Raw genomic sequence first — 20,018 nt, forward strand, 5'->3', positions numbered from 1 at the left:
CCTGGAGGACGGCGCCGGTGTCCCCGGCGCCGTTCCCACCGCGCCCGTCTCAGGCCAGCGCCTCGTCCACGCTGCCGTGGATGCGCATCACGTCCACCAGCTCGGTGAGCCGGAACAGCTTGTGCACCGACGGCTGCAGCGAGGCCAGCCGGAAGTCGCCCGCGCCGGTGTCCACCAGCCTGCGGTGCCAGTCCAGCACCAGCGACAACCCGGTGGTGTCCATGAAGGTCACCCCGGCGAGATCGACCACGATCCGCCGGGCCGGTGTCTCCTCCAGGTGGTCCGACAACACCGGAACCGTGTCGGCGTCCAGTTCGCCGGTCACGACGACCACCTTCCAGTCGCCGCGTTCCTCACCGCGCACCCGCAAGTCCATCGCACCGCGCCTTCCCGCACGAGGTTCGTGCCGCCACAGATCGTGCAGCACCGACCCTAGGGGCGCGACCACTGGGTGGGCGAGGAGGCGGGTGTGCGACGATGCCGCTACGGCCGATCAACGGGAGCGTATTGTGCGGAACGAGCCTGTGGTGCCGGTGGCGGTCACCCTGCCCGCGGAGAGCGGCTCCTCGGCGCGCGCGCGCCGGGTCGTGGGCGAGTCCGCGCGGGCCTGGGGGCTGTCCGACGACCTGCAGGACGACGCGGCGCTGGTGGTCACCGAGCTGGTGTCGAACGGCGTCGACCACGCGACCGGCCCGCTGACCCTGACCCTGACCCGCACCACGTCCGGCCTGCGCATCGCGGTCGCGGACACCTCGCGCAAGCTGCCGGAACCGCGCCCGGTGGAGGTCGGCTCGGCGCGCGGACGCGGGTTGATCATCGTGCGCGAGCTGAGCCGCTCGTGGGGCACGGACCTGACCTCGACCGGCAAGGTCGTGTGGGCGGAGCTGGCGGAGGGCCAGGACGCCTGAGCCCGGCCCGGCCGACCGGCGCGGACGCGCTCGGGACGTGCTCGGGACGTGCTCGGGACGTGTCGGGATCGACGGTGTGAAACCCGCCACCCCGGCCTGCTCCACGGGGCTCCGGGCGCTCGGGCAAGCGCCTTCCGGGGTGTCCCACTGCGCGGACGCCCACCGCCGCGAGACCGAACCGTTCTGCGCGGCGTCCGCTCCCCCGGCGGGACCGCGGCTGCTCCGCGCGGCCCCGACCGCGCCCGCCGCCGCCCTCCGGCCGCTCGCGCGACCACCTCGGCGCCCGCTCCCCGGCAACCGCCCGCGCCCGCGCTCCCGTTCGGATTTCCCTTGTCCCCCAAGGGACTGCGCCGCCGTCGGAGGGGAGCCGCCCGCGTCGCACGCGGGCGGCTCCTGCCCCCCGAGACTGCGCCGGACCCGCCACGCGGGAAAGCGGGCTTCCCCGAACTCCCCCGCACGTGTGACACACCACGGAGGCTGTTCCACCACACAAAGTCCCCACGCTGTTAGGGTCCCCTTAGCCCGCAAGTGTGAGGCTTTCGCACGGAATACCACTGCGGGTATTGCTCTAGCCGAGCGAACCCCGCTCAATTTGTGGTTTAACCACCTGTACGAGTGGGAACCCAGCACCCGCTCTCGTGCAGCCAGGGGAGGTGCGGTGGCCGGGCGACCCGGAAGAGCGGCAGTACTGGACATCGGGTGCTTCAGCGCCCACTTGGTGGTGGTCGAGGGATCCCCCCTGAACCCGGTGCTCTCGCACAAGACCCGCCTGCGGTTGGACCGCGCGCTCACGCGCGACCGCAGGATCGGCCGCGAGGGAGTGGCCGCCGTGTGCGCGGCGGTGCGATCGGCCGCCGCGGCGGCGAGGCAGGCAGGCGTGCCCGACCCGGCGGCGTTCGCGACCTCGGTGATCCGGGACGCCGCGAACGCGCGCGAGGTGCTCGCCGAGGTGCGCAAGCGCACCGGCGTGGACGTGCGCGTGCTGCCGGGCGAGGAGGAGGCGCGGCTGGCCTACGTGGCGGCCAGGAGCTGGTTCGGCTTCGCGGCCGGGCCGCTGCTGGTGCTGGACGTGGGCGGCGGCACGGTGGAGGTGGCGGCGGGTTCCGACGCGGCGCCGTCGTACACCCGCTCGTTCCCGCTGGGGGCGCGCACCGTGACGCGCGGCGGCGTGGACAAGCGGGAGCTGGACCGGCGGCTGCGCGCGGAGCTGGCGGGGTTGGACGCGGCGGGCCACCGGGCGGTGGGCTGCTCGAAGGTGTTCCAGCAGTTGGCGAGGCTGTCCGGGGCCCGGCCCCAGCACGAGGGGCCGCTGGTGCGGCGCGCGCTGTGGCTGGAGGACCTGCGGCGGTGGTCGCCGAGGCTGGCGGGGATGCCCGCGAGCAAGCGGGCCAGGCTGCCGGGGATCTCGCGGCACCGCGCGGAGCAGTCCGCGGCGGGCGCGGCGGTCGCCGAGGCGCTGATGGCCGCGCTCGCGCGGGACGTGGTCGAGATATGCCCGTGGTCCACCAAGGAGGGCCTGCTGCTGGAGCGGGCGGTGGTGGGTGGGGATGACGGGTTGGTCGTAGTGGCGTGAAGGGGAAACAGGGATGCTGGCGTTGTCGGTCGAGTCCCACCGCACCGGGTGCGCGGTGGTGGACGTGGCCGGGGAGCTGGACCTCACGGGCGCCAGGAAGGTGCTCGAGAAGCTGGACCGGCTGATCGCGGAGGGCCGCGTCCGGGTGGTCCTGGACATGTCCGGGGTGTCGTTCTGCGGGGCGCAGGCGATGAGCGTGCTGGTGCGCACGCGGGCGCGGGCGCAGCGGGAGGGCGGCTGGCTGCGGCTGGCCGCCGTGCCGCCGCACGTGCGCAGGGTGTTCGTGCGCACCGACCTGGACCGGTTGTTCCCGCACTACCCGGACGTCGCCTCGGCGGCGTCCGGCAGGTCCGTTTCCGCACCGGCACCTCGGGTACCTGAGCAGAAGTCGGGGACCTGAAGAAGAGTCGTCTTTCACGAGCGGGGTGGGCCGGTGCGGGTGCGCGGTGAGGTGGGGGCGCTGCCAGACCTGGTGTTCGCGGCGGCGGCCGAGCCGCCCAGGCTCGCCGAGTGGCTGCCGGAGCCGCTGGCGGTGGTCGGGGTCAACGGGGACGTGCTGATCGTGTCGGTGGACGGGCGCCCGCGCCAGTTCCGGGTGCTCGCCGACTTCGACCGGTTGGAGCTGACCTGGGAGCCGCTGGCCGAGGGCGGTCCCGCGGCGCGGCTGCGCGCGGAGCTGGCCGGGGTCGGCGGGAGCGTGGTGCAGCTGGAGCTGGAGTGCGCCGGGGCGTCGGACGAGGAGCTGGGCGAGCTGGCGGCGCGGCTGCTGGTGGAGCTCGGGAAATCGGTTGAGCGGGAGCTGGCCCAGGACTGAGGATCGGCGGTGTGCTGATCAGGCCGGCCGTTCCCGAGGACTTCCCCTCGCTGCGCGCGATCGAGGCGCGGGGCGGTGAGGCGTTCCGCGCGGTCGGGATGCCGGAGATCGCGGACGACGAGCCGATGCCGCCGGCCGTGCTGGCGTCGCTGCGCGTGTGGGTCCTGGTGGACCCGGAGCCGGTGGCGTGGGTGGCGGTCGCGGTGGTGGACGGCGGGGCGCACGTGGAGCAGGTGTGCACGGCCCCCGAGCGCGCCGGTGAGCGGCTGGGGGCGGCGCTGCTGGACCACGTGGGGGCGTGGGCGCGCGGCGAGGGCCTGGCGGCGGTGACGCTGACGACGTTCCGGGACGTGCCGTGGAACGCGCCGTACTACCGGCGGTTGGGGTTCGCGGAGGTGGCGGAGCCGGGGCCGGGGCTGCGGGAGCTGGTGGCGCGCGAGGCGTCGCACGGGCTGGACCCGGCCGCGCGGGTGGTCATGGCGCGGGCGGTGTGAGCCGAGACGGTGTGAGCCGAGACGGTGTGAGCGCGGCGGTGTGCGCCGGGGCGGCGTGCGCCGGGGCGGCGTGCGCCGAGGCGGTGTGAGCGCGGCGGTGTGAGCCGGGGCGGCGTGCGCCGAGGCGGCGTGCGCACGGCGGTGGGTCCTCCGGCTCGGGCGAGCGGGTTCCCGCGCGGTTAGCCCCCGCCCGACCAGGGCAACCACACCCCATGCCCGACACCCCGGTCCGCGACGCGGGCGGCGCGCCGGTCGCCGCCGTCGCGGGCAGGCGCGTGCGGGAACCGCGCGCGGACGCCGTCCGGGGCGGGCGGGTCGAGGAGCCCGCCCCGCCGCTCGACCAGCGCGCCCCGCTCGAACGCGCCCGGACGTCCCACCCCCGGAAGGAAACTCCCATGCGGATCGGCTACACCCTGATGACCGAGCAGGCGGGCCCGAAGGACCTGGTCCGGCACGCGGCGCGGGCCGAGGCGGCCGGGTTCGACTTCGAGGTGATCAGCGACCACTTCTCGCCGTGGCTGGCCGAGCAGGGGCACGCGCCGTACGCGTGGAGCGTGCTGGGCGCGGTCGCGCAGGTCACCGAGCGGGTCGAGCTGATGACGTACGTGACCTGCCCGACGATGCGCTATCACCCGGCCGTGGTCGCCCAGAAGGCGGCGACGGTGCAGCTGCTGTCGGACAACCGGTTCACGCTGGGGCTCGGCGCGGGCGAGAACCTGAACGAGCACGTGGTCGGGCAGGGGTGGCCGCCGGTGAACGTGCGGCACGAGATGCTGCGCGAGGCGCTGGAGATCATCGTCAAGCTGTTCGACGGCGGGTACTCGGACTACGCGGGGCAGCACTTCCGGGTGGACTCGGCGAAGCTGTGGGACCTGCCGGAGAAGCGGGTGCCGATCGCGGTCGCGGTGTCGGGGTCGCAGTCGGTGCAGGCGTTCGCGCCGCTGGCGGACGTGATGGTGGCGGTGGAGCCGGACGCGGACCTGGTGCGCGGGTGGGACACGTTCCAGGGCGGGGGCGGGCGCAAGGTCGGGCAGCTGCCGATCTGCTGGGACCCGGACCGGGAGGCGGCGGTGCGGCGGGCGCACGAGCAGTTCCGGTGGTTCGCGGGCGGCTGGAAGGTGAACGCGGAGCTGCCCGGCCCGACGGGGTTCGCGGCGGCGACGCAGGCGGTGCGGCCGGAGGACGTGGCTGCGGGGATGCCGTGCGGGCCGGACGTGGGGGCGATCGCGGAGGCGGTGGCGCGGTTCCGGGACGCGGGGTTCACGGACCTGGCGCTGGTGCAGGTGGGTGGGGAGCAGCAGGAGGAGTTCCTGGACTTCGCGGAGAAGGAGCTGCTGCCCGCGCTGAGCTGAGGCGGATCGGGGCGTGTCGACCTGCGGTGCGGCGGGTAGCCGGTGGCATGTCTGTTGAACCGGGTGAGCCGACCGTGGACGAGTTCATCGACGCCGACGGGGCGAAGCTGGAGGCCCTGGGCGCGGTGGACGAGTCGAGGCCGTTGAGCGAGGCGGAGGAGCTGGCGGACCGCGAGGAGCTGGTGGGGGTCGACGAGGAGGAGTACTCGCACGAGCCGTCGGGCCAGCAGTACTGACCGGGCGGGGCCGCGCCGGGGTTCCTCCCCCGACGCGGCCCCGTTCGCCCTTGGGGGTGTTCCCCTCTTCCGGGTGTCACACGGACCGGGGGTCACACGGGTTGGGTGCCACCGCAGAGGTTGGCCTCGACCTCGTTCCCCCGCTCCCCCTCGGCCCCGAACACCAGGTACCGCTTGCCGACCTGGAGCCACAGCCCGCACTGCGCGCTGTCGGTCGCGGTGATCACGTTCACCCAGGCCCCCACATCCCCCTTGAGCGGGACGCTGACCTTCACCCGGTAGACGGACCGGTCGTCGTACGGGTCGTCGCTGTCCCCGAAGTCCCGCCCGGCCCGCACCACCGTCCCGACGAACACCTCGTCGGCCCGGTCGAAGTGCTCGCCGATGGTGCCGGGGAAGCAGCTGCAGGCACTGGCGGTCCCGGTGGCGACCAGGCTGAGCCCGAAGGCGGAGACGAGGGCGAGCGCGAAGGTCCGGATCATGACGGGCCCCTTTCGTCGGCGGGCCAGCAGGGTAGGACCGGGCAGTTCCGGCGCACCAGGTCTCCGGGGTGCTGGGGAACAGCGCCAACAACACCGCTAACGCGGGGATTCCGGGTGACGGCGACCGGCCGCCTGGCAAGGGCGGCGTCAAGCAGCGGCTCAGCCTTCACTCCCCCGAACCGGAGTACTGAGCGTCACCCTCCCGGCTCTCCGCGGCTCCCCCGCGCGGCGGAGGGCCGCAGGTCCGATCTTGACGTCGTCCCAGCGCCGACCGATCCTCTCTGCCATGCCGGTCACCACCCGCCCGGTCACCATCCGCGACGTCGCGCGGCAGGCGCAGGTGTCGGTGTCCACGGTGTCGCGCGCGCTCACCGCGCCCGAGCTGGTGCGCGCGGAGACCAGGGTGCGCGTGCTGGAGATCGCCGACCGGCTCGGGTACCAGCCGAACCCGGCCGCCCGCAGCCTCATCACGGGGCGCACCGGCAACCTCGGCATCGTCGTCCCCGACCTCGGCAACCCGTTCTACCCCGGCGTCATGCGCGGCGCGCAGGCGAGCGCGCGCGACTCCGGGCGGTCGGTGTTCTTCTGCGACAGCGGCGGCTCCGCGCGGCAGGAGGCCGCGCTGGTGCGCTCGCTCGCCCCGCAGGTGGACGGGCTGGTGCTGTGCTCGCCGCTGACCGGCGGCGCCGAGCTGGCCGAGCTGGTGGCGCTGCGCACGACGGTGCTGCTCAACCGGCCGCTGCCCGGCGTGTCCTCGGTGCTGATGGACAGCCGCTCCGGCGCGGAGGCGGCGCTGGCGCGACTGGCGCTGCTCGGGCACCAGCGGTGCGCCTACCTCGGCGGGCCGGACGAGTCGTGGACCAACGGGGAGCGGCTCGCCGGGCTGCGGTCGGCCTCGGACGAGCACGGGGTGGGGCTGCGGGCGCTCGGGCCGTTCCCGCCGTCGTTCGCGGGCGGTGAGCTGGGCGCGGACGAGGCGCTGGGCGCGGGGGTGACGGCGCTGGTCGCGTACAACGACCTGATGGCCCTCGGCGCGCTGCAACGGCTGCGCGAAAGAGGGGTGGCGGTCCCCGATCGGATGGCCGTGATCGGGTTCGACGACCTGCTGTACTCGGCGGTGTGCCACCCGAGCCTGACCACGGTGGCGCTGCCGATGGAGGAGGGCGGGCGGGCCGCCGTGCGCGAGCTGCTGGCGCGGCTGGCCGGTGAGCCGCCGAGCACCCGCGTGCTGCCGACCGCGCTGCGGGTTCGCGCCAGCACGGGGTGAGGGACCGAAGTCCCGAGTGGGGGACCTTCGATCTGGTGAACCAGACGGTGTTCTGGTTGCGCAGCGCATCCCTCTAGCGGCGGGACGGCGGAACGGCACTGCCAAGATCACCCCGGTGCCCACCACCCTGATCCCCCCGCGCCTGTCCGCGGGCGACCGCGTCCGCCTGGTCTCCCCCGCCAGCTGCCCGAGCGAGGAGCTGCTCGCGGAGTCCGTGCGGGTGCTGGAGTCCTGGGGCCTGGTCCCGGAGGTCGGCGCGCACGCGCTCGACCGCCGGGGGTTCCTCGCCGGACGCGACGGGGACCGGGCCGCCGACCTGAACGAGGCGTACCGCGACCCCGGCGTGCGCGCCGTGTTCGCCACGCGGGGCGGCGCGGGCGCGTACCGGATCGTCGACCTGATCGACTTCGACGCCGTGCGCGCCGACCCGAAGCCGCTGGTGGGCTTCAGCGACATCACCGCGCTGCACCTGGCGCTGTGGCGTGGCTGCCGGATCGCGGGCGTGCACGGCTTCCTGTCCGGCGAGCGCTCGGCCGCGTCGACCCGCGCCCTGCTGGAGGGCGCGGGCTCGGTCCTGCGCCGGGACCCGGCGGCGCTGACGGCGGCGGTCGGGGTGTCCGGCGTCGCCTCGGGGCCGGTGCTGGGCGGGCACCTGGGCACGGTGGCGGGCGCGGTGGGCGCGGGGCTGCCGCCGCTGGACGGCGCGATCCTGTTCCTGGAGGCCCTGCGCGGCACCGGGCTGGGGCAGGTGGACCGGCAGCTCACCCAGCTGATGCGCTCGGGCGCGCTGCGCGGCGTGCGGGGTGTGGCGCTGGGCAGGTTCCCCGGTTTCGAGGACTACGAGGACCGGGGGTGGACCGTGCTCGACGTGCTGCGGGACCGGCTGGGCGCGCTGTCCGTGCCGGTGCTGGGCGGCGTGGACGTGGGGCACGGCGACAGCCCGCTGTCCTTGGCGCTGGGACCGGTCGGGCGCCTGGACACCGAGGCCGGGACCCTCACGACCGAACCCGCGACCCGGTGACCGCCGCGGGTGGGTGAGGCGGTGGCGGTGGGACGTGGGGGGAGCCCGGCGTGGGGGTAGGGGCAGAGGGGTGGGCGTGCGCGGGACGGTCGGGGTGCCGGAAGGCGAGCAGCGACGGTCAGGTCGCCTGGCGGTCAGATCGCCTGGCGGTCAAGTCGCCTGGCGGTCAGATCGCCTGGCGGTCAGATCGCCCGACAGGCAAGTCACCCGGCGGTCAGATCGCCCTGCGGTCAAGTCACCCGACAGGCACGTCACCCGCCAGTCAGATCGCCGGGTAGTAGGGGCGCAGGCTGGCGGCGGCGACCCAGTCCAGGAGGCGGTCCGGCAGCACCCGCGCCAGCCGGGTGAGCACGGCCGCGTCGAGCCCGGCGGCGTACCGGGTGCGGGGGTTGCGCGCCGTGACCGCCTTCGCCACCACCGAGGCCGCCCGCTCGGGTGAGATGCCCCGTTCGAGGTGCGCGGCCGTGTGCGCGGTGACCGCCTCCACCAGCGGCCCGTACCGGCCCCGCAGCTCGTCGGACATGCCCTCGGCCCGCCGCCTGGTGGTGGCGATCCCCCGGTCGCCCATCCGGGTGCGCACCCCGCCGGGCTCCACGACCACCACCCGCACCCCGTGCGGCGCGAGCTCGCGGCGGAGGGCGTCGCTGACCGCCTCCAGCGCGAACTTGGTCCCCGCGTACGGCCCGTACGTGGCCATGGCGACCCGGCCGCCGACCGAGCTGATGTTCACCACCCGCCCACCGCCGTCGCGCAGCAGCGCGGGCAGCACCGCCTGGGTGACGGCGACGTGGCCGAACAGGTTGACCTCGAACAGCTCCCGCCACGCGTCGAGCGGCAGCGCCTCCACGGGCGCGTTGACGGACACGGCGGCGTTGTTGACCAGCGCCCGCAGCCCCCGTCCCCCGATCCGGTCGACGAGCGCGGCGACCTGCTCCGGCCGGGTGATGTCCAGCAGCACCGGCTCGACGCCGGACCCGCGCAGCGCGTCGCCGTCCCGCTCCCGCCGCACCCCGGCGAGCACGTGGAACCCCCGCCCGGCCAGTGCGCGGGCGGTGGCGGCGCCGATCCCGGTGGACGCGCCCGTCACGACGGCGAGCGGGCGATCACCGGACGGCATTTCAGATGACGTTGTCACCTGATCGACGGTAGCCAAATCGGATGACAGCGTCAACTGTATGCTCGGACCATGGTCACCCGAGCCGAGTCGGCGGCTGCGACCCGACGCGCCCTGCTGGACGCGGCGGCGGGACTGCTGGACGAGGGCGGCCCGGACGCGGTCACCCTGCGCGAGGTGGGTGCCCGAGCGGGCGTCACCCGAGGGGCGCCCTACCGCCACTTCCCGGACAAGGACAGCCTGCTGTCCACGATCGCCGCCGAAGCCCTGGACCGCTTGGCCGCCGAGGCGGGCGCGGTGCGCGCGGGCAGCGCGGGCTCCCCCGCGACCAGGCTGACCGGGGCGCTGGGCGTCCTGATGTCCGCAGGCCGTCACCACCCGCACCTCTACCGGCTGATGTTCGCCCATCCGTCGGGTGACCGAGCCGCGATCGAGGCGGCCACGGGCGCGGCGGCCCGCGCGGAGGCGGAGTTCCTGGCCGCCGTCGCCGACCTGGTCGGCCCGGCCAAGGCCCCCCGCTTCGCGGGACTGCTGCTGACCAGCGCGCACGGCATCACCACCATGGAGGCCAACGGCGACCCGTCCGAGGCCAAGTGGGGCGCGACGGCCGAGGAGCTGGTCGCGACCCTGGTGGCCATGATCGAGCGCCAGGCGCGGGAGGAGTGAGGGCCGGGGGACGCGCCCCCGGCCCCCGCGCTCACCTCAGGTGCCGCCGGAAGAACCGGTCGGCGTCGTCCCCCTCGAACGCCGGAACGCCGGTGTGCCCGCCCGTGTTGGCGTGCAACGTCTTCTCGGCGGACCCGAGCGCGTCGAACAGGTCGAGCGCCATCCCCCGGTCGTTCCACCGGTCGTCCCACTGGAGCAGGACCAGCAGCGGGATCGACACCCGCCGGGCCTCCTCGACGATGCTCCGGGGCACGTAGCTGCCCGCGAACAGCACCGAGGCCACGATCCGGGGCTCGACGGCCGCCAACCGCACCCCGATCGAGATCACCCCACCGGAGTACCCGACCGGTCCGCCGATCCCCGGCAGCGCGAGCAGCTCGTCCAGGAGCGCCCGCCACTCGGGAACCGCCCGCTCGACCAGCGGCAGGACGAGCCGGTCGACGACGTCGTCCGCCACGGCCTCACCGGCTTCCAGCGCCCGCCGCAGGTCGGCGCGGGCCCGGTCGACGTCGGGCAGCCGGGGCCGGTCGCCGCCACCCGGCAGTTCGAGGGCAGCCGCAACGAACCCCGACGCGACGCACTGCCGCGCCCGCTCCACCAACCGTGGCCGCATCCCGTCGAGCCCACCGGGGTGGCCGAGCAGGATCACCGGGGCCGTTCCCGAGACGGTCCCGGCCGTCCACAGCAGGCCGGGAACACCGTCGAGCGTGAAGGGACGTTCGAGCAAACCGCCGTCGAGGCGCTGCCCGGAACTGAACTGGATCATGGTCGTGCCTTTCGGGAGAGCTGGTGAACGGCGCTCCCGGACGACCTACCGCCCGACCGCGACCCCTGAGGGGAGCACCCACGTCACAGCGTTCACGGGTACCACCTCCTCGGCTCGCAGCACGGTCGACGAGAAGGTAGCAGAACCACAGGGGAGGGCGTCGCGGCCCGGCGGGGCGTCACACGAGCCCGCTGCCTGCGCAATGGGGCTGCGACCGCGTCGCGGGCCGGACACGTGGACGTCCTCCGCGGGGTCCTCGGGTTCGATCCAGGGCTCGAACGAGTCGCGACGTCGGGCCACCCCTCACCTCCCGAGTGACCGTTGTCACCACCCGGTCACGCAGAGTATGGTCTAGACCGGCCGCCGCATTGGTGAACGACCGAGCCAATGCGGTTCTCTCCTCGCACCGCACGCTGCCAGGTCGGCGTTCGCCTCACCGCGTACCGCCCGTCCGATGGGAGCCGACCATGCAACTCCGCCGAAGGATCGCGGCACTGGCCACCGGGGCGCTCGTCGCGCCGCTGGCCGTCGTGGCGCTGCCGAGCGCCCAGGCGTTCGCGCACGGCTACATCTCGTCCCCTCCGAGCAGGCAGGCGCAGTGCGCGCAGAACACCGTGTCCTGCGGCGACATCAAGTGGGAGCCGCAGAGCGTGGAGGGCCCGAAGGGGCTGCGCAGCTGCAACGGCGGGGTCTCGCGCTTCGCCGAGCTGAACGACAACAACAAGGGGTGGAGGGCCACCTCCACCGGCCGGACGGTGACGTTCAACTGGACCTTCACCGCCCGCCACCGCACCTCCAACTACGAGTACTACGTCAACGGATCCAGGGTCGCCGTCGTCGACGGCGGCAACCAGATCCCCGGCGCGGTGGTGACGCACACCGTCACCCTGCCGTCCAGCGGCAGGCAGACCGTGCTGGCCATCTGGAACATCGGTGACACCACGAACGCGTTCTACTCCTGCGTGGACGTGACCGCGGGCTGACCCGGTCCGACGATCCGCCGCACTGGTCCACCGCACTGGTCCACAGCACCGACGAGCGCCCCGTCCGGACCCCGGACGGGGCGCTCCGCGTTTATTCCGAATAATTCCCGATGGATTCACAGGGCAGCGCGGAGCGCACTTCCCACGAAAGGGTGAGAGTTCCATCACAGAAACGGAACACCATCGCCGGTTGCGGCGATCACTCAATACACCTAACAACGCGGCAAAACCGCACAGCAGGGGCAAACCGCCAGGTAGACCCCGCCTCGCCTCACTCCATCAGATTAATCACGAATGGATGAACCAGGCAGACGTCAACCCCACTGCAACTCGGCGGGAGGTTTCCCCTGCCCCCGCTCCGTGCCATACGGTGACCAAAACCCGACACCACGAAGCGACCCCGAGCACCGGCCAAGAATAAACGAGAATAAAACCAGGGACCATGCAGAAACAACCCCACGCGGAACTGCCACCCGACCTCGCCAGAACCCCGCTGCGGGAGCTCGGCGACCCCGGCGGCGACGTGGTCGAGCGGCTGGCGGCGGGCGTGCTCGCCAGGGTGCGCTCCACCGCGCCGCAGGACCTCGTCCACGAGCGGTGCGACTGATGCCCACGGCCACCGCGACCCCCGACACCCGCTCGCAGCTGTGCTCCGCCGTCCTCGCGGGCCCCGCCGACCGCCGCGCGCCGCAGGCCCTGCGCGACCGCGCGCTGGCCGAGCGCAAGGAGCACCTGCTCGTCCTGCGCCACGCGCTCGCCACCTCCGCCCCCTCGGGCTTCCCCGCCGGGTGCGCCGACCGCGCCTGGCACGTCCTGGTCGCCGCCGACGACGCCGACCCCGAGGCCACCGCCGACGTGCTGCTGTCACCGCCGGTCGGCCTGTGGCTGGTCAGGGCGCTGCGCAGGCTGGCGCTGGGCCTGACCTCCGGCCCCCGCGCGCGCCCCGACCTCGGCGCGCTGAGCGCGGTGGCCGCCGCCGCGGCGCTGCGCGCGGGCGTGCCGTTCCAGCTCGACGTCCCCGTCGCGCACGGCGTCGTCACCCTGCCCACGGTCGGCTGGTTCACCCTGCCGCCGGGCCCCGCCGACCGGAACCCGACCCACCTGCCGCTGCGCCACGACGGCGGCCGGTTCGCGCTCGACACCCCGGTGGGCGCGCCCGAGGCCGCCTTCCAGCGGGTGGACGCGCACCGCTGCGCCACCGGCGAGCACCCGCTGACCGCCGTGCTGGAGGACGTCGACCCGCACCGCGCGTTCACCGACCCGGTCCCGCCCGCGCCGCTGGACGAGCGCGGCCGGGCCCGCTGGACCGGGCTGCTCGACCGGGCCTGGGAGCTGCTGGAGCGCTGCGCGCCCGGCCACGCCGCCGAGCTGGCAGGCGGTCCGCTCACCCTCGTGCCGCCCACCGGCGCCGAGCACGACGGGTCCTCGTCCGCCGCCGCGTTCGGGGCCGTCGCGCTGCCGGAGACCGCGACCGCGACCGAGCTGGCGGAGCTGCTGGTGCGCGAGCGGCAGCACGGCAAGCTCAGCGCGCTCGCGGGCGTGGTGCGGCTGCACGAGGCCGACGCGACGCCGCGCTTCCACGTCCCGTGGCGCGACGACCCGAGGCCGCTCGGCGCGGTGCTGCACGGGATCTACGCGCTGACCGGGGTCGCCGAGCTGTGGCACGGGCTGCGCTCCGGGCTGCCCGCCGAGCAGCGGGCGGACGCCGAGTACGCGTTCGCGCTGCGCAGGGCGCAGGTCCGCGCCGCCGTGGCGAACGTGCTGGGCGAGCCCGCGCTGACGGCCGAGGGCCGCGCGCTGCTGGCGGCCTCGGCGCACCGGCTGGACGCGTGCGCCGACCAGCCGTCCGCGGAGGTGGTGCGGGCGGTGGACCGGGTGGTGGCCGAGCAGCGGGTGCTGTGGCGGATCAGGCACGTGCGCCCGTACCCGGCGGACGTGTCCTGCCTGACCGGCGCGTGGCTGGAACGCCGCCCGAAGCCGTTCCGGTTGCAGGTGCGGGCCGAAGTTCACCCGACCGGGGCGGACCTGCCGGAGGTCGACCCGTCCGGGGTGGGCCGGGCGCCCGCACGGGCCGCGCTGCTGCGCGCGCTCGCCACGGGGCGGGGGATGCCGATGGCGGACGAGGTCGACGCGGCCTGCGCGCGCGGCGACGTCCGCGCGGCGGTGGCCGGGTACCGCAAGCGCCTGCTGGCCGAGCCGGACGACCTCCAGGCGTGGGCCGGGCTGGCGCTGGCGTCCCGCCGGGAGGCGCTGCTCACCGTGCCGGAGGTGGTCAGGGCGGTGCACGCGGACGCCCTGGCCCGCACCGGAACCCCGCCGGACCCGCTGCTGCTGGCGGACTGGGTCGGCGAGCGCTGACCGGGGCGGGGAGGCTGCGAGCGCTGAGCGGGGCGGGGAGGCGAGGGCTCTGGCCGAGGAGGAGTGGCAGGAGCGCTGGCCGAGGAGGAGTGGCGGCAAGCGCTGGCCGGGAAGAGACGGCGGCGAGCGCTGGCCCAGGCGGCAGCGGGGGCGTTGACCCGGGAGAGGTGGCGGGGGCGCTGACCGGAAGGCGACGCCGAGGAGCGCCGAGGGGAGGGCGCTGCCGGGAGAGCGCTGGCGCAGAGCGCCTGCGGGGAGCGGAACCGCCGGTGGGCGGCACTTCGGAGAACGCCGCCGCCGGATGCACCAGCGGGTGAAACCGGCGAGCGGGCCTTCCGGACAGCGCTGCCGGGAAGCGCAGGCGAACGGCGCCGATGGGCATCGGCGGCGGGCGGTGTCGTCAGGCGGCAGCACCGAGCGGCGTCAACGGACGAGGCCCTGGTGGGAAGCGCTGCCGGGCAGTCCCGGCGCCGGATGTCGCACACGTCAGGAGTCCTGCCGCGCCAAGCGCTTCCGCCCCCGCTACGCCTCCTCCCCCGCCCCCGCAACGTCTCGCACCTCACGCGGATTTTTGTTTGCACGCCCCCCGTCGCCCGGCATAACGTTCGAGTACACGAGGAAGGAGGTGGTCCCAAGTTGTGTAGCTATAGGACTCGTCGTGAGGTGGCTGTCCGCTAGGACCCGGCCTGATCTCGGCTGAGCCTGGCGAATACCAGGCAGCCACCCGCCCCCGACTGCTCCGAGCCAGTCCACTCGGCCCGCGCACCGAGCTCCGCGCGCGGGAAGCGGCACCGGGGTCGTCTCTTCCTCGGCCCGGAAGGCCTGGAAGGAAAAACGCCCAGGGCCGCCCGCCCCCGACTGATCGGGGATGGGCGGCCCTGCGGTGTTCCGGGCGCGCGGCATCACGCCACGCAGTGCCGAATTGGTGCCCTCACGGGCGGCAGCTCGGGTGGAACGTCCCACCCGGACCGGTCGTCGGCGCGTCCCGCGCCCTCCACGACCGGTGATCGCACCACGGGTCCGAGTAGCAGGCCCGACGCGTCGCCGGAACTACTTGCGGAACGCGTCCTTGACCTTCTCGATGCCCTGCTTCAGGGCGCCGGACGCGCGCTCCGCGCGGCCCTCGGCCTGCCACTGCTCGTTGCCGGTCGCCTCGCCCACGCCCTCCTTGGCACGGCCCTTCAGCTCCTCGGCCTTGTTGCTCGCCTTGTCGTCGATCCCCATGACCGGTCCTTTCAGTGGAGTCCGCTGTGCTCTCACTGACTACCCCCGCGACACCGGGCGGAAACCGGGACCTCAGGTGCACACCACGACCAGGGCTCGACTACGGTGATCGTCCTACGCGGTTGAAAAGCCAGCCGCAAGCCACCGGGCGTCCAAACAAGGGCGCCAGGGTCAGCGAGGGAACTCGCGTTGTGGGCTTGCCGGAGCTGGCTCGTCGACGCGCGTCCGTCCCCTCGCACCGCTGGCAGGCGCTGACCAGTTCCGACGTGCGAGAGGAGCCCGACCGTGGTCGGGGACATGGGCCAGGACGATTCGCTGACCGCGCGGATCGCCAGCCTCGAAGCCGAGGTGAGGGGATTGCGCAACGCGGTGCAGACACGCACCGTGATCGGGCAGGCGACCGGACTCATCGCGGCGGTGCAGGGGTGCACCCCGCAACAGGGGTTCCAGCTGCTGGTCCGCATGTCGCAGCACCACAACGTCAAGCTGCACACCATCGCCGTGAAGCTGATAGACCTCGCGGCCGAGCTCGGGCCGCACCGCGCGGTGCGCGCGGTGCAGGTGTCCGAGGAGCAGAACGGCGTGCCGACCCCCGTCGACTGGCCGGGGGCCGACGTGGTGCAGGCGGCGCGGCAGCTCGTGGCCGCCTACGACGCGGCTACGGCGTCGAGCGGCCACGAGCCCGAAGCGCGAAGACAGCTGACCGACCAGGTGAACCTCGCCGGTCAGCTCCTCGCCGAGCGGCTCACCGAGGTCGGCTGGCTCCCTGGGAGCTGAACGACCGCGAACGTCTCCGCGGGCAGGCTGAGCACCTGTCCCGCCACCTCCGCCTCACCGGAGGCGAGCAGGACGGCGACGGGCGCGACGCCGAGGTCGACCTCGGCGTCGCGGGCCCCTGAAGCGGGGGTGCCCGCGTCGGCGGAACCCGGCCGTGACTGGCCCGGCCGGGCGAGGGCGCCGTCGGCGCCGCCCACCGCACCAGCCCCGACAGCCGCACCAGCGGCGGCGCCGACCGCGCCCTCACCACTGGGAACGCCACCGGCGGGCGCGAGGTTGCACAGCAGCCGCAGATCGCCCCGGTGGAGCACCAGCACCGACCCGAGCTGCTCCACGCGGAACCGGTCCAACCTCGGGTCGGCCAGCTCCGGGTGCTCGCGCCGCAGCCGGATCAGGGCCCGGTGCAGCTCCAGCACCCGCGCGTGCTCGGGCCGCGAGACCTCGGCCCAGTCCAGCTTGGACGCCTCGACGGTGGCCGGGTCGACCGGGTCGGGCACGTCCGACTCGCCCCACCCGTGCCGGGCGAACTCGCGCCGCCGCCCGGTCCGGACCGCCTCCGCGAGCTGGGGGTCCGGGAACGAGGCGAAGAACCGCCACGGCGTGCGCGCGCCCCACTCCTCCCCCATGAACAGCATCGGCGTGTACGGGGAGCACAGGACGATCGCCGCCCCGATCGCCAGCCGCTCGGGGGAGACGGTCGCGGTCAGCCGGTCGCCGGTGGCCCGGTTGCCGATCTGGTCGTGGTTCTGCAGGTAGGCGAGGAAGCGGTAGCCGGGCAGCCGCTCGCGGTCCACCGGCCTGCCGTGCGCGCGCCCCCGGAACGAGGACCACGTGCCGTCGTGCAGGAACACCCGCTCCAGCGTGGTCGCCAGCTTGCCCTCGAAGTCCGGGTAGTAGCCGAACGTCTCGCCGGACAGGGCGACGTGCAGCGCGTGGTGCAGGTCGTCGGCCCACTGGGCGTGCAGCCCGTAGCCGCCGCCCTCGCGCGCGGTGACCAGCCGGGCGTCGTTGAGGTCCGACTCGGCGATGAGGGTGAGCGGGCGGCCGAGCGCGGTGGAGAGCGCGTCGACCTCGCGGGCGAGCTGCTCCAGCAGGTGCGTGGCCGACCGGTCGAGCAGGGCGTGCACGGCGTCGAGCCGCAGCCCGTCGACGTGGAAGTCCCGCAGCCAGCCGAGGGCGTTGTCGACGACGTACCGCCGCACCTCGTCGGAGCCGGGGCCGTCCAGGTTGAGGCCGGGGCCCCACTCGTTGCTGCCCGCGAAGTACGGCCCGAACCGGTCCAGGTACGCGCCGGACGGCCCGAGGTGGTTGTAGACGACGTCCAGCAGCACGGCCAGGCCGCGCGCGTGGCAGGCGTCCACGAACCGCTTGAACCCGTCCGGCCCGCCGTAGGGCTCGTGCACCGCGCCCCACAGCACGCCGTCGTAGCCCCAGCCGGACGGCCCGTCGAAGGAGTTGACCGGCAGCACCTCGACGTGGGTGACGCCCAGGTCGGCGAGGTGGTCCAGCCGCTCGACCGCGGAGTCGAAGGTGCCGCCGGGGGTGAACGTGCCGACGTGCAGCTCGTAGACCACCGCGCCGGGCAGCGCCCGCCCGGTCCACCGGTCGTCCGTCCAGGCGAACTCGCCGTGGTCGTAGGCGCGGGACGGCCCGTGCACCCCGTCCGGCTGGCGCAGCGAGCGCGGGTCCGGGAGGGCGTCGCCGTCGAGCACGAACGCGTAGTCGGTCCCGGTGGCGTCGCTGTGCCACCAGCCGCCGCCGACGGGGGTCATGTCGTGGTCCTGCCCGTCGACCCGGACGACGACGCCGTCCCGGTCGGGGGCCCACACGGAGAAGGTCACCGGTCTCCTCGCACGAGCAGGGCGACGGGGTAGCGGTCGAGCAGGTCGGCCAGCGCGGGCGCGGAGCCGGTCACCACGCGGCCGGTGAGCACGTCGGTCCACTCGCCGGGCGGCAGCGGCAGCACCGTGCCGCCCCAGCCGCCCGCGCGGGCCAGGCCCACCGGGAGCCGGGTCGCGACGGTGATCAGCCCGGTGCGCTCGAACGCGAGCGCGTGCGCCGAGGCGGGTCCGGCGGCGGGCACCGGGCGGTAGCCGCGGAACAGCTCGGGCCGCTGCCCGCGCAGCCGCAGCGCGCGCGAGGTGACCAGCAGCTTGGCCGCGCCGGAGTCGTCGACGTCGGGCAGCCAGCCGGAGTCGATGCGCTCCAGCAGGGCCCGCCGGGGCGCGTAGTCCACCGGCCGCCGGTTGTCCGGGTCGACCAGGGACAGGTCCCACAGCTCGGTGCCCTGGTACACGTCGGGCACGCCCGGCGCGGTGAGCTGCACGAGCTTCTGGCCGAGCGCGTTGGACCAGCCCGCGTCCACGATGCCGTCCACGAACGCGGCGACCTCGCCCGCCGTCTCCGAGCCGAGCACGGCGGCGGGCCAGGCGTCGACGGCGGCCTCGAACTCCTCGTCGTGGTCGACCCAGGTGGTGCGGACCTTGGACTCCTTGGCCGCCTTCTCCAGGTAGGCGCGCATCCGGTCGGCGGTGACCGGCCAGGCGCCCACCAGCGACTGCCAGGCCAGCGCGTTGAGGCTGGGCTCGTCGATGGGGTGCGCGGCGCTCCACCGGCGGACGGCGGCGGCGAACTCGTCGGGCACCTCGGCGAGCACGGCGAGCCGGGCCCGCACGTCCTCGGAGCGCTTGGTGTCGTGCGTGGACAGCGCCGTCATGGTGTCCGGGGAGCCGGACTCGCGGGCGGCGGCCCTGCGGTGGAACTCCTCGGGGGTGACGCCGAACCGGTCGGGCGCGCCGCCGACCTCGTTGAGGGCGACGAACCGGGTGAACCGGTAGAACGCGGTGTCCTCGGTGCCCTTGGCGACGACCATGCCGGAGGTCTGCTGGATGCGGGTGGCCAGCTCGCCGGTCGGGTCGGCGCGCACGGCGGCGTCGAGCGCCTCGGCGGCCGGGCCGCCCGCGCGGCGCACGGCGGTGGCCCAGTCCTGCTCGCCCTCGGGCAGGTAGGAGCGGTACACCGGGAACGCGGCCATGACGGCGGCGACGGCCTCGCGGGCCTGCTCGACGTCCACGCCCTCGGGGAGGGAGGGTTCGAGCAGCGCGGCGATCCGGCGCACCTCGGCGCTCAGGATCGTGGACGCGACCAGCGCGCGGCACTCGTGCTCGACGGCGGCGAAGTCGGTGGGCACGCCCAGCTCGACCGCGAGGTCGGTGAACGGCCCCTCCCCCGCCGGGTCGACGAACAGCCCGCACACCTCGCGCAGCGCGTCGTAGCCGGTGGTGCCCGCGACGGGCCAGCTGACCGGCAGCGACTCGTCGGGGCCGAGGATCTTCTCCACGACGACCCACGCGCCGCTGCGCGCGGCCAGGTCGCGGGCGTACCCGCCGGGGTCGGCGAGGCCGTCCGGGTGGTCGACGCGCAGGCCGGTGACGTCGCCCTCGGCGACCCAGCGCAGCACCTCGCCGTGGGTGGCCTCGAACACCTCGGGGTCCTCGACGCGGACGGCGGCGAGGGTGGTGATGTCGAAGAAGCGGCGGTAGTTCAGCTCGGCGTTGCCGCGCCGCCAGAACGCGAGCCGGTAGTGCTCGTGCTCCTCCTCGGACTCCTCGTCGCCCGCGAACGGCAGCAGCAGCGTGCCGTCGGACCAGTCGATGTCGAAGTAGCGGGCGTACGGGGAGCCCTGGCCGCGCTCCATGACGTCGGTCCACCAGGCGTTGACCGGGGTGGAGTCGACGGCCATGTGGTTGGGCACGATGTCGACCACGAACCCGAGGCCCGCGCCGCGCACGGCCTTGGCCAGCGACGCCCGGCCCTGCTCGCCGCCGAAGTCGGCGCGGGCGCGGGCGGGGTCGGTGACGTCGTAGCCGTGCGTGGAGCCGGGGACGGCCTCCAGCAGCGGGGACGCGTAGAGGGCGCCCGCGCCGAGCGAGCCGAGGTAGTCGAGCACGGCCTCGGCGTCGGCGAAGGTGAAGCCGGGGGTG

Annotated in this window: 21 protein-coding genes; 14 read left to right on the forward strand and 7 right to left on the reverse strand. The window is 74.7% G+C overall.

The features are described from left to right. Positions 1–49 precede the first annotated feature (49 nt). Entirely contained in the window at positions 50–376 is a 327-nt protein-coding gene (locus AMIR_RS25245; RefSeq protein ID WP_015803801.1) for an STAS domain-containing protein, read from the reverse strand. A gap of 133 nt (positions 377–509) precedes the next feature. On the opposite strand from AMIR_RS25245, the gene AMIR_RS25250 reads away from it, so the two are divergent. The 7 genes from AMIR_RS25250 to AMIR_RS39580 all read left to right on the forward strand — a co-directional run bounded on the left by AMIR_RS25250 (position 510) and on the right by AMIR_RS39580 (position 5,377). After that, positions 510–908, forward strand: a complete 399-nt coding sequence (locus tag AMIR_RS25250) for an ATP-binding protein (RefSeq protein WP_015803802.1) — start codon at positions 510–512, stop codon at positions 906–908. A gap of 658 nt (positions 909–1,566) precedes the next feature. Next, positions 1,567–2,481 carry a Ppx/GppA phosphatase family protein gene (locus tag AMIR_RS25255; RefSeq protein ID WP_015803803.1) on the forward strand — a complete coding sequence of 305 codons (915 nt, stop codon included), beginning with the start codon at positions 1,567–1,569 and terminating at the stop codon, positions 2,479–2,481. A 13-nt stretch (positions 2,482–2,494) separates the two neighbouring features. Further along, positions 2,495–2,881, forward strand: a complete 387-nt coding sequence (locus AMIR_RS25260) for an STAS domain-containing protein (RefSeq protein WP_015803804.1) — start codon at positions 2,495–2,497, stop codon at positions 2,879–2,881. A gap of 33 nt (positions 2,882–2,914) precedes the next feature. Beyond that, positions 2,915–3,295: a hypothetical protein gene (locus AMIR_RS25265; protein WP_015803805.1), complete on the forward strand. Its 381-nt coding sequence runs from the start codon at positions 2,915–2,917 to the stop codon at positions 3,293–3,295. 11 nt (positions 3,296–3,306) lie between these two features. Next, positions 3,307–3,789, forward strand: coding sequence for a GNAT family N-acetyltransferase (locus AMIR_RS25270; RefSeq protein WP_015803806.1), 483 nt, complete (start codon positions 3,307–3,309; stop codon positions 3,787–3,789). Between the two features lie 395 nt (positions 3,790–4,184). Beyond that, complete coding sequence (locus AMIR_RS25275) at positions 4,185–5,141, forward strand: LLM class F420-dependent oxidoreductase (RefSeq protein WP_041838334.1); 957 nt, start codon at positions 4,185–4,187, stop codon at positions 5,139–5,141. 47 nt (positions 5,142–5,188) lie between these two features. After that, a complete protein-coding gene (locus tag AMIR_RS39580; RefSeq protein ID WP_015803808.1) occupies positions 5,189–5,377 on the forward strand; it encodes a hypothetical protein in 189 nt (62 codons plus the stop codon). Positions 5,378–5,469: 92 nt separating this feature from the next. On the opposite strand, the gene AMIR_RS25280 is transcribed toward AMIR_RS39580, so the two are convergent. Then, a complete protein-coding gene (locus AMIR_RS25280) occupies positions 5,470–5,859 on the reverse strand; it encodes a hypothetical protein (protein ID WP_015803809.1) in 390 nt (129 codons plus the stop codon). A 286-nt stretch (positions 5,860–6,145) separates the two neighbouring features. Between AMIR_RS25280 and AMIR_RS25285 the strand changes: the two genes are divergently transcribed. Further along, the gene (locus AMIR_RS25285) at positions 6,146–7,126 is read left to right on the forward strand and encodes a LacI family DNA-binding transcriptional regulator (RefSeq protein ID WP_015803811.1); all 981 of its coding nucleotides are present in this window, start codon (positions 6,146–6,148) and stop codon (positions 7,124–7,126) included. 115 nt (positions 7,127–7,241) lie between these two features. After that, positions 7,242–8,147, forward strand: a complete 906-nt coding sequence (locus AMIR_RS25290) for a S66 peptidase family protein (protein WP_015803812.1) — start codon at positions 7,242–7,244, stop codon at positions 8,145–8,147. Between the two features lie 262 nt (positions 8,148–8,409). Here AMIR_RS25290 and AMIR_RS25295 read toward each other — a convergent pair whose 3' ends face one another. Further along, positions 8,410–9,282, reverse strand: coding sequence for an SDR family oxidoreductase (locus AMIR_RS25295; RefSeq protein WP_245554546.1), 873 nt, complete (start codon positions 9,280–9,282; stop codon positions 8,410–8,412). 51 nt (positions 9,283–9,333) lie between these two features. Between AMIR_RS25295 and AMIR_RS25300 the strand changes: the two genes are divergently transcribed. After that, the gene (locus AMIR_RS25300; RefSeq protein WP_015803814.1) at positions 9,334–9,927 is read left to right on the forward strand and encodes a TetR/AcrR family transcriptional regulator; all 594 of its coding nucleotides are present in this window, start codon (positions 9,334–9,336) and stop codon (positions 9,925–9,927) included. Positions 9,928–9,958: 31 nt separating this feature from the next. On the opposite strand, the gene AMIR_RS25305 is transcribed toward AMIR_RS25300, so the two are convergent. Continuing rightward, complete coding sequence (locus AMIR_RS25305) at positions 9,959–10,690, reverse strand: dienelactone hydrolase family protein (protein ID WP_041838335.1); 732 nt, start codon at positions 10,688–10,690, stop codon at positions 9,959–9,961. 470 nt (positions 10,691–11,160) lie between these two features. Between AMIR_RS25305 and AMIR_RS25310 the strand changes: the two genes are divergently transcribed. The 3 genes from AMIR_RS25310 to AMIR_RS25315 all read left to right on the forward strand — a co-directional run bounded on the left by AMIR_RS25310 (position 11,161) and on the right by AMIR_RS25315 (position 14,034). Next, on the forward strand, positions 11,161–11,676 hold the full coding sequence (locus AMIR_RS25310; RefSeq protein ID WP_015803816.1) for a lytic polysaccharide monooxygenase auxiliary activity family 9 protein: 516 nt from the start codon (positions 11,161–11,163) through the stop codon (positions 11,674–11,676). A gap of 442 nt (positions 11,677–12,118) precedes the next feature. Then, positions 12,119–12,283, forward strand: coding sequence for a hypothetical protein (locus AMIR_RS40620; protein WP_015803817.1), 165 nt, complete (start codon positions 12,119–12,121; stop codon positions 12,281–12,283). Continuing rightward, positions 12,283–14,034, forward strand: coding sequence for an HEXXH motif domain-containing protein (locus AMIR_RS25315; RefSeq protein ID WP_015803818.1), 1,752 nt, complete (start codon positions 12,283–12,285; stop codon positions 14,032–14,034). Before AMIR_RS40620 ends, AMIR_RS25315 begins: the two co-directional genes overlap by 1 nt. Positions 14,035–15,084: 1,050 nt before the next feature. On the opposite strand, the gene AMIR_RS25320 is transcribed toward AMIR_RS25315, so the two are convergent. Continuing rightward, on the reverse strand, positions 15,085–15,258 hold the full coding sequence (locus tag AMIR_RS25320; RefSeq protein WP_015803819.1) for a CsbD family protein: 174 nt from the start codon (positions 15,256–15,258) through the stop codon (positions 15,085–15,087). Positions 15,259–15,543: 285 nt separating this feature from the next. On the opposite strand from AMIR_RS25320, the gene AMIR_RS36210 reads away from it, so the two are divergent. After that, positions 15,544–16,035, forward strand: a complete 492-nt coding sequence (locus AMIR_RS36210) for an ANTAR domain-containing protein (protein WP_015803820.1) — start codon at positions 15,544–15,546, stop codon at positions 16,033–16,035. Here the strand turns inward: AMIR_RS36210 and treZ are convergent. Next, a complete protein-coding gene (gene treZ, locus AMIR_RS25330; protein ID WP_015803821.1) occupies positions 15,984–17,876 on the reverse strand; it encodes a malto-oligosyltrehalose trehalohydrolase in 1,893 nt (630 codons plus the stop codon). The two genes, AMIR_RS36210 and treZ, sit on opposite strands and share 52 nt — an antisense overlap. Then, on the reverse strand, positions 17,873–19,984 hold the full coding sequence (gene treY, locus AMIR_RS25335; protein WP_240439075.1) for a malto-oligosyltrehalose synthase: 2,112 nt from the start codon (positions 19,982–19,984) through the stop codon (positions 17,873–17,875). The genes treZ and treY overlap by 4 nt, the downstream gene beginning before the upstream one ends. Positions 19,985–20,018: the final 34 nt, after the last annotated feature.

Source organism: Actinosynnema mirum DSM 43827 (assembly GCF_000023245.1).
Classification (GTDB): domain Bacteria; phylum Actinomycetota; class Actinomycetes; order Mycobacteriales; family Pseudonocardiaceae; genus Actinosynnema; species Actinosynnema mirum.